At 65.9% G+C, this 8533-nt stretch carries 9 protein-coding genes, 1 tRNA gene and 1 pseudogene; 4 read left to right on the top strand and 7 right to left on the bottom strand.

Features of this window, described 5'->3' with window-relative positions:
- The first annotated feature begins 60 nt into the window (after positions 1-60).
- Positions 61-133 (top strand) — tRNA-Ala (locus tag C5E41_RS10310).
- Between the two features lie 182 nt (positions 134-315).
- Here C5E41_RS10310 and C5E41_RS10305 read toward each other — a convergent pair.
- The 3 genes from C5E41_RS10305 to C5E41_RS33785 all read right to left on the bottom strand — a co-directional run bounded on the left by C5E41_RS10305 (position 316) and on the right by C5E41_RS33785 (position 1779).
- Positions 316-660, bottom strand: coding sequence for a hypothetical protein (locus C5E41_RS10305; RefSeq protein WP_104375594.1), 345 nt, complete (start codon positions 658-660; stop codon positions 316-318).
- Positions 644-1099, bottom strand: a complete 456-nt coding sequence (locus tag C5E41_RS10300) for a site-specific integrase (protein ID WP_104375593.1) — start codon at positions 1097-1099, stop codon at positions 644-646. Before C5E41_RS10300 ends, C5E41_RS10305 begins: the two co-directional genes overlap by 17 nt.
- 263 nt (positions 1100-1362) lie before the next feature.
- A complete protein-coding gene (locus tag C5E41_RS33785; RefSeq protein ID WP_181063186.1) occupies positions 1363-1779 on the bottom strand; it encodes a hypothetical protein in 417 nt (138 codons plus the stop codon).
- Positions 1780-2383: 604 nt separating this feature from the next.
- Here C5E41_RS33785 and C5E41_RS35925 point away from each other — a divergent pair.
- Entirely contained in the window at positions 2384-2869 is a 486-nt protein-coding gene (locus C5E41_RS35925) for a DUF5994 family protein (RefSeq protein ID WP_219823131.1), read from the top strand.
- Positions 2870-2875: 6 nt separating this feature from the next.
- Here C5E41_RS35925 and C5E41_RS10280 read toward each other — a convergent pair whose 3' ends face one another.
- Together C5E41_RS10280 and C5E41_RS10275 are read right to left on the bottom strand one after the other, a co-directional pair.
- A complete protein-coding gene (locus C5E41_RS10280; protein WP_104375590.1) occupies positions 2876-4246 on the bottom strand; it encodes an ice-binding family protein in 1371 nt (456 codons plus the stop codon).
- A gap of 919 nt (positions 4247-5165) precedes the next feature.
- Entirely contained in the window at positions 5166-5576 is a 411-nt protein-coding gene (locus tag C5E41_RS10275; RefSeq protein ID WP_308706043.1) for a VOC family protein, read from the bottom strand.
- Between the two features lie 81 nt (positions 5577-5657).
- Here C5E41_RS10275 and C5E41_RS36165 point away from each other — a divergent pair.
- Positions 5658-5831 (top strand): annotated as a pseudogene (locus C5E41_RS36165) (slipin family protein); the annotation flags it as partial.
- A 75-nt stretch (positions 5832-5906) separates the two neighbouring features.
- On the opposite strand, the gene C5E41_RS33780 reads toward C5E41_RS36165, so the two are convergent.
- The gene (locus C5E41_RS33780) at positions 5907-6326 is read right to left on the bottom strand and encodes a DUF5994 family protein (RefSeq protein ID WP_104375588.1); all 420 of its coding nucleotides are present in this window, start codon (positions 6324-6326) and stop codon (positions 5907-5909) included.
- Between the two features lie 166 nt (positions 6327-6492).
- Positions 6493-7398, bottom strand: a complete 906-nt coding sequence (locus C5E41_RS10260; protein WP_104375587.1) for a phosphatidylinositol mannoside acyltransferase — start codon at positions 7396-7398, stop codon at positions 6493-6495.
- Between C5E41_RS10260 and C5E41_RS35710 the strand changes: the two genes are divergently transcribed.
- A complete protein-coding gene (locus tag C5E41_RS35710; protein WP_308706124.1) occupies positions 7377-8507 on the top strand; it encodes a DUF5994 family protein in 1131 nt (376 codons plus the stop codon). The genes C5E41_RS10260 and C5E41_RS35710 overlap by 22 nt on opposite strands.
- Positions 8508-8533: the final 26 nt, after the last annotated feature.

The following is an 8533-nucleotide window of genomic DNA, read 5'->3' as shown; positions in this document are numbered from 1 at the left end:
TTCGGAATCTCGGACCCCCACCTGCTAAAGTTCTCCTCCGTTGGCCCGGAAACGAGCCACGGGGCTATGGCGCAGTTGGTAGCGCGTCTCGTTCGCATCGAGAAGGTCAGGGGTTCGATTCCCCTTAGCTCCACTTTGATCACAGGTCAGGGCGGGTTTTCTCCGCCCGAATACCTACCTTGTTGGTCGGATATTCCAACAAAGTCCCGACTAATTCACTGTGCGTGGTGCGTCAGAACTGTCCGCTGACAGCTCGATCCAGCGCATCCGTAGCTGCCCGGTGGACTCGGCCTCCGGCCATGTAGTGACGTTGAGTTATGCCGGATCTACGTGCATCAAAACGTCTGCGGTCACTCGCGCCGACAGACCCGCGTCATCGAGGATCGCGGCGACCGCGGGGCAGAAACCGTGGGTCGTGACGTCCTCCGGGATGCCCAGGGCATCGCGGACCCGCTGCCACTCGTGGCCGACATTCTGCGGATCACGCAACGTCCATACCGTCGACGGGAAGACCAGATCCAAGACCGTCCCATTCGGATCCGGTGGTGACGCGAGCCGGCGGGCGGCCAGTGCGACCTTGCGGCCGCGCAACATCTCCACCGCGAACTCCGGCAGGGCGATCACTCCGCGGCCGTTCTTCGGATCATCGTCCTTCTCCACTCGCACCACCCCTTGGCCCCTTCATGCGGACAACCTTGCCGCTGACACGCAGCGTGCAGCCGTCGAGATCGATATCCGACCAGAGCAGACCCAAAGTTTGGCTCCGGCGCAGGCCGGTTGCCGCGAGCAGGATTACCCAATCGGCCAGGTCGGTGCTCTCGCAGCAGTCCGCCACCGTCGGCGCGGTGTATGACTTCACCGGCGTCCTGCGATTTCGTTCCGCGCGAGACAGCTTGCGCGGGCACGGGAGCTTCGAGGTACGCACCGCCGAGAGCATGAACCGCAGCGCCTCGATCGCGATGTCGCGGGCACCACCAGTGCGGCCTTTGGCTTCGATATTCTTCGCCAGCTGCGATTCCCGGACAGGGCTGACACTCGACGCGTCCTTGCGGACGACGCAACGAAACACCCCCGACAGCACATTGCGACCGGTCCGCATCGATGACGCTCTTCGAGATCCCCCATCCATCAACTATGACGCTCTGCGGCACAACAGTTTTCGGCAATCCGACAACGTTCCGGCATCGACAACCACACGACTGCCACCTCATCTTCGAAGGCTCCGAAACCGACCTGGTGCTCCAGGATCCCGACCGTAGGGTTCCCCAGTCCGCGCAGTGCCGGTTCGAGTCCGGTCTACCTGAACCGTAAAGATGCAGGTAGACCGGGTTTTGAAACGTACGAACTCGGACGCACCGGCGATCAGTGCGCTATCGACCTGCGCCCGAACAGTTTTCCCCTACCGTGCCGGTGGGGCGGGGTCCGGCTTCCGGTGTCGTGTTCGGCGACCTCGGAAGGTTCGGATGTGACGCTGGTGGTGCCGGTGTGACTGTAGTAGACCGGGGTCTCCCGTCGGGTGGACTCGAGTTCGTGGCGGGCGGCGCGTCCACGGCGGGCGGTGCGGCGGGTGCCGGCGAGTAGCAGGCCCAATCCGGCGACCGCGATGGCGCCGAGAACCATGCCGTAGAGGAACAGCACCCCGGTCGATCCGGTGACGTGATAGCCGAACACCGCGAAGTTGTCGGTCAGGAGATGACTGTTGCCGCTGTTGGCGAATACTCCTACAACGCCGATGACTACGGCGGCGACCAGGATGACGAGTCCGATGATGACGATCACGACAATTCCTCGGTTCGGTTGGTTTCCCCGCCGGTTGGATGCGGTTGCTCGAGCCGGTCTCGCCAGCTGGGGTGAGTGCGGATATGCCGCGAGCCGCCGGCGTTTTCGTGCAGGTCGCGGGCGGCCGCCGAATCGTGGTGACGGAGGCCGGGACGGGTTCGCCGGGCATAGGGGTAGACACCGGATCGGCGGCGATCAACCATGGCCATCGCGACCGCTCCGATCGCCATGCCTGCGAACAAGGTAACGATGATCATGCGCGTATGCCGCGCTGATTCCGGACGTCGCGGCGAATCTCGTCGGGTTCATGCCCGCGCGCCGCGATATCGACTGCGATCGGATGAACAGGGGGCGCGGAGTCGGTAGGTGCCATCGTTCACAACCTCGGTTCTCATCCGGCCGAGGATGGCCGGATAACTCCAGCGTAGGCCACTCCTACAACGTATGTCTACAGCGTTGACGAACAACGTAGGCACACGTACACCCCACGCCCGATGAAGGGACGCGACACCGATGCTGCAATCCCCCGCCACCCAGCCTCGGCGCTTCCGCTGCGCCTGCGATTCACCTCCGAAGCCGACGAATCGCGCACCGTCGACGGGGCGTGGTGGCCGCACGGGACGATCTCCTCGCGGAACTGCCGGATCTGCTGGCGACATTCGAGCCCGGCTTCGGGGCCATCGATCGGACCGTCTACAACCTCGGCGAATGGTCCACCGCGCCAAGGGCATTCAACACAGGCTGCCGGCACCGGCCGCACTGTACAGTCGGCTTGCTGGGAAGCGGTGGCAGGACGATCGCGCTGCTGATCGTCCTGCCATGCACGGACCGCGGACTCGCCCGCGCCGCCATGAGCGCGGCCGCGGACCCGAAAGCCACCGCGACGGTCGCCGACCTCATGGCGATGACCGTCGGGCCGGCCCCCGACCGCGCCATCGGGGTTCTACCGTCGATGGGTACGGGAGCAGAGATATCGCAGTCACCGCGGGCAAGGCGGACTGGCCCACCGTGCCCGAGGCGCGCGACACCCTCGAACGGCCCTGTCCGCGCGCCGAAGGCGCGCGGACAGGGGTTGAGACCCTTTCGGTGAGTCGGCTCAGGCGGCCGTGATGGTGTTGGTGTCGAGGGTGACCGCGCCGGTGAGGGCCAGGACGCTCCCGTTCACGGTAGTGCCGGTGGTCACCGTGTCCGAGGTGAAGGTCAAGATGTTGCCGGCGAAGATGGTGTTGGCACCCAGCGTGGCCGAGCTACCGACTTGCCAGAACACATTGTGCGCGGTGGCTCCGTTGATGAGGTTGACCACACTGTTCGCGCCCGTGATCAGCGTCGACCCGGCCTGGAAGATGAACACCGCATTCGGATTGCCTTGCCCGTCCAGGGTGACGGTGCCGTTGAGACCGATCCCGCCGGTTGCCTTGTACACCCCGGAGGTCAGGGTTTGACCCGCGAGATCAGCGGTCACGAAAGCGGTGGGCGTGCGGCCCGCCGCGTCGAGGTAGGCAGCCTGCAAATCGGTGTGTGCCTGCGCCGCGACGGCGTCCCCGGCGTGGATTGCTCCGCCGGTCACCGTTCCCGGCGGGAATCCGGTCACTGCGGTGCCCGGACTGACACCCAGGTTCCCGGTGATGGCCGTAGCTCCGGTGTTGGTGACTGTCGAGGCACCCAGCACCGCGAACGTCGATGCCGTACCGAGATCGACCGGCGCCAGACCCGACACGTAGGTGTAGGTGACTCCGTTGCTGGTCCCGCCGGGAGTGGTGACGGTGACCTGCACTGTCCCCGCCGTATGGGCCGGGGTCAGAACGGTGATCTGCGTGTCGGAATTGACCGTGAACAGGGTCGCCGGTGTCCCACCGAAACTCACCGCAGTGGCTCCGGTCAGCCCCGTGCCGGTGAGCACGACCACCGTCCCCCCACTCGGCGGACCCGAGCTCGGAGTGACGCTGGTAAGCGTAGGCACCGCAATATAGGTGAACGAGACTCCGTTGCTCGTACCACTGGGAGTGGTGACGGTGACCTGCACTGTCCCCGCCGTATGGGCCGGGGCCACCGCGGTGATCTGGGTGTCGGAGTTGACCGTGAACGAGGTTGCCGGTGTCCCACCGAAATTCACCGCGGTGGCTCCGGTCAGATGCGTCCCGGTGAGCACGACCGTCGTCCCACCGGCCGCCGACCCCGACGCCGGGATGATGCTGGTCAACGTAGGAAGCGCACCGCCATAGGTGTAGGGCAGCGGGTTGCTCGTGCCGTCCAGCAACGCCTGTACGGTGACGTTCACCGTGCCGGTCCCCGGCGGGGCGATGGCCGTGATCTGGGTATCGGAGTCGATGGTGAATGTCGTTGCCGTCGTGCCGAACCGAACGGTCAGAGGACCGACGTTGGCGAAGCCGGAACCGGTGATGATGACAGAGTTGAGACCCGCTGGAGGACCGAAAGAGGGATTCAGCGAAGTGATAACAGGTGACATTTTCTTGCCTTAATAAGTGAAGCAGTGAAACGGGTTCTTACGCAGCAGCACCGACTCAGCTGGATGACGCCGCTGCTATCAGTTACCGCCCAGCGACGGCACCTCGGCAATGACTCTTTGGTTCGGTTTGAGTCCGTTTTCGCTTCGGCCGGTAGCTGTTCGGAAGCTGGACACCAGCAGTGATCTTCGCTTCCCCGCTTCGGCCGGCGCCGCCGTCCGGCTCGGGCGCCCGCATTCGTTCGCGAATTCCGATGTCGGTCGGGCGGGGTGGTTCCGATCATGGTCAGCACCATTGACATCGCCTGCGGCGGTGCCGGATTGGCATGTCGTGCTCGCGTGGCGGAAGTCCGCGGTCGGGTGTCCGGACGCCCTGGACACCGATGGGGGTGCCGAACGCCCCGGCTGAGCGCAGCGTGGAAGAAACGTGGTCCATCGCCCCTGTCCGCCCGCTCGGTCATCGGCGCGAGCTCCGAGCGAGGACTCGCCACCCTAGGATGTCGACACCCACGACCAACTGCAGCCCGGATCGGCGATAGGAATCACGTGCCGGCAAGAGTCGTTTCCTGTGAAATATGAAGCGTCACCGACCGGTAGCTGACGATGGCCGGTGGAGTTTGCCGTGTGAGGAGGGGATTGACAAAGACGATCTGATCGACCGGTCAACGCGTCCCGGTGCGGAGGATCCCGGCGCGGCGGCCGGCGCCGAAAAGCGACGGAGAAGGCTGACCTGCGCCGATCACCCGGCTGTCGGTGGCGGCCTTTACGCTGGCGGGATTGGTTGAGCGGTGAAAACAGGAGGGCGCGGTGTACGGATTGGAAACGGTCAGAAGACGCCATCGTTGACGGCGTTGCCCCCGGCCGACCCAAGAACCAGGCGGCGTTGCGCCGCTGGGACGACGAAGCCGGACACAGTGTCGGGCTACCGGAATCGGCGGTCGATGACCTCGCGAGGAAGTTGTTCGGGAGTCGGGTAGGTGATCAGCACGCGAATGCCGTCGGGATCGACGCCGTCGACGAAGGAGATTCCGTGCAGGGTATTGGTGTAAATGCGGGGATCGTGGCCGCGCAGACGTTGTTCGATCTGTCGCAGTTCTTGCTCGCTGCCCGCGGACCAGATGATCTGCTCGACGCCCACGGCATTGATATCGCGTGTGTAGATCGCCTCGCGCGTACGCAGGTAGAGCTGGAAGCCGTCCGGCGTCAACAGAAGAGCCGCGTCCGGTTCGTGAATCGCGACGTTGCACCGGAACACGTCGCAATAGAAGTCCGCGGAACGCTCGAGGTCGGACACTCGCATCAAGCAGGAGGCGATGCGTGTCGACGTACCCACATCCGTTCCCCTCTTTTGAGAAGTACTGCCCAAACCTTCACGCTACGCCGTGTCCGGTTCAGCCGGTGCCCAATAAATTTCGTGACGTTGACAACCGAGTTGAAGGACATCCAACTGCCCGAGAGCATGAAACGGGCGATGGCCCGCCAGGCCGAAGCCGAGCGGGAGAAGCGCGCGAAAATCATTGCCGCCGAGGGCGAATCGATGGCTGCCGCCGCACTCGGCGACGCTTCGGACACGATGATGGCGCACCCGGCCGAGCCGGGTTATCGGACGGTGAAGGCACCTATCGCGGCGTGGCTGGTAATGGGCCGTCCTGGGGCGTGGTCCTTATCCGTCGCGGATGGGTGCCACGGATCGAACGGGCTCGCCGGTTGCTCTCAGTGCCGAGTCTGTGCCGGTGCGCGAGGGGATGACTCGTAGCACGATGACGGTGCCGTTGGTTCCGTACGCGTACAAGGTGCCGAAGAGCTCGAAAGGATACGGATCGAGTCGTATGACCCGATGGTCGATGCGCAGCCGCCGCTCGGCGGGTGACCAGGCGGTCGGATCGTAGACCACGCGCCATATCGGCCCGGTCCGCAGCTGGAGCGCGGTGATCAGCTCGGGAAGCTCGGTGACGAGGCTGCCCGATAGGGGCCACCAGGTGGCCTCGATGTAGCCACCGGGATCCCCACCGAGAAGGAATCTCGGCGTGCCGGTGGGTGCGCGCGGCGATGCCGAAAGCGTATGCAGCGGTGACAGCGTCATCGGACGCTCCTGTCCAGGCCCGAAAGAAGGCCGGATCCGAATCCGGGAACGGCGCGATCTCTGCTGATCAGCGCGCGTGATGCCGCCGGATAGAACCTAGTTTACGCCCGCAGGTGGCCGCGGGCGTGGGTAGACAGTGGCACCGGTGATGGCCGGCTGGGCCGGCTCAGGGATGCGGAACGCTACGAGCCTGCTCGCGCATGAGCTGGTCGGCGTCCCACACCGGTTGCAGCATGTGCCAGTCGGCGGGATGGGCGGCGATCGCCGCGGCGAATCGGTCGGCCAATGCCTGCGTGGTAGGCCGCAGACCGCCGGCGGTGTCGATCGGTGCGCCGACATCGAAGCCCCAGCCGCCGGGGGTGAACCAGCAATGTACCGGTAGCAGCGGGGCGCCGGTGTCGATCGCCAGCCGAGCCGGACCGACCGGCATGTGTGCCGGTTCACCGAAGAAGGTGACCGGCACTCCCGTGCCGGACAGATCACGTTCACCGAGGAGCCCGACCATGACTCCCTGCCGTAGCCGCGTGGTCAGATGCTGGAAGGGTGGGGTAGCGCCGCCGTTGAGTGGGACGATCTCGAAACCGAGGCGCTCACGAAACCGGACGAAGCGCCGGTACAGCGATTCCGGTTTCAGCCGCTCGGCGACGGTCGTCGGGGAACCGATCCGCTGGACGAGCCAGACGCCGGCCACCTCCCAGTTGCCGCTGTGCGGTAGCGCCAGCACCGCTCCACGCCCGCGCTCGGCCGCCTCGTGGATACGTTCGAGCCCGGTGGCTGCGGAGTCGATACGCTCGGCCAACCGCGCCGGATCCATCGATGGCAGCCGGAACGCTTCGCACCAGTAGCGCGCGTAGGAACGCAGGCTCGCGCGCACGAGTTCGTCGGGCACCTGCGCCGGGGTGGTGGCGAGCACCCTGGCCAGGTTGCGCCGCAACTGAATCGGTCCACCGCCGCGGGCGGCGCGGTCGGCGGCGGCCTCGAACGATCGCATCGCCCACCGTTCCGGCAAGGCTCGCACCAGGTGCCAGCCGGCCGCGTACCCGAGATCCCATGCACGCTCGGTCAGGGGCATCGGCCACCACCGACCGAGGACGTCACGGTTTCGTCGCCGCAGTCTCCGGAGAAATATGCGGCGGCCCGAGTGTGCCACGCAATCGGGTCGGCGCCCCGATGGTCTCCGGAACCGAAGCCGCCGTGTTGTGGCGTCGGCCGGTTCTCGGTTCCGCGAGGAGGTCGTACGGCCCCGGCAGTGGTGTCGCGGCGGGCCGGGCGACCGGCGCGCCGGACAGCGGAGATCGACTCGGCCAGCCGGAAAATGATGATCATGATGTCCCCCAACGCCGGGAGGTGTACTTCCCCAGTGAACGCCGGGTAGTGCGCGCTGTCCAGGCTCGACTCGCCGACGAGCGATTCTGCTTCTGGTATGGGCTCACTGTGATGCCCGAAGGGCCATCGTCGACGCACGAGGGGGCCCGGTTGGCTTCATCGCGGGTAGGCTCGAAGTGTCGGGGGCTTTTCGTACGAGACAGCCGCGGTCTCGTCGTCGCTCGGCGAAGGAACAGGGACCATTATGCGGTCCCGGTCAGGAGCGTCGCGATGACGCTACAACACGAGCCGGTCCCGCTGGATCGCTCGGCACGCTTTTCCCTCCGCAGCGGCGCCTCGTCGCGATCACGGCGGTCACCGCAAGCGCCCAGGCCCGGGGTGGTGGACGGGGCCTGGTGGCCCCACACGACCGACCTTGTCGCCGAAATGGCCGGTCTCGAGGCGCTTTTGGGCCGGCGGGCAGGCAGCGTGGAACGAATCATGTACAACATCGATGCCTGGGACCCGGCACCCAAGCGCGCGGTGCTCGGGAAGCGTTCGGTACGCCTGGACGGTTACCGGCATCTGCCCGCGCACATGCTCTGTGTCCTGGGACTCGACGGCACCCGCCTCGTCCTGCTGGTGATCCCGGCAGGAACCGAGGCCGCGGCAGCCCAGGCGTTGCTGACGGCCGCGGCTCGACCGGGCAGCGAGTTCACCGCCGACGAACTCGTGGCTGCCGGTACCCGCCGCAGCCTCGAGAACACTCAGAACCGGGTTGCGTTGTGCCGCTGGGACAACGAAGGCGGACACAATGCGCCGGTGGCCCGGCAAGACCGCGATACGTCTATCGCGGTTGCGGGAGGTTCGAGATGACACAGAACCCGTCGCCGAAGAAGGGC

Source organism: Nocardia nova, from assembly GCF_002933465.1.
Classification (GTDB): domain Bacteria; phylum Actinomycetota; class Actinomycetes; order Mycobacteriales; family Mycobacteriaceae; genus Nocardia; species Nocardia nova_B.
The sequence above is the reverse complement of the archived record's forward strand: the minus strand, read 5'-3'. Positions and strand labels throughout refer to the sequence as shown.

Excerpts from the sequence above, each read along its gene's own strand:
- C5E41_RS10260 (WP_104375587.1), bottom strand. The coding sequence starts at position 7,398 with ATGCCCCTGACCGAGCGTGCATGGGATCTCGGGTACGCGGCCGGCTGG.
- C5E41_RS10280 (WP_104375590.1), bottom strand. The coding sequence starts at position 4,246 with ATGTCACCTGTTATCACTTCGCTGAATCCCTCTTTCGGTCCTCCAGCG.
- C5E41_RS10300 (WP_104375593.1), bottom strand. The coding sequence starts at position 1,099 with ATGCGGACCGGTCGCAATGTGCTGTCGGGGGTGTTTCGTTGCGTCGTC.
- C5E41_RS35710 (WP_308706124.1), top strand. The coding sequence starts at position 7,377 with ATGCACGCTCGGTCAGGGGCATCGGCCACCACCGACCGAGGACGTCAC.
- C5E41_RS33780 (WP_104375588.1), bottom strand. The coding sequence starts at position 6,326 with ATGACGCTGTCACCGCTGCATACGCTTTCGGCATCGCCGCGCGCACCC.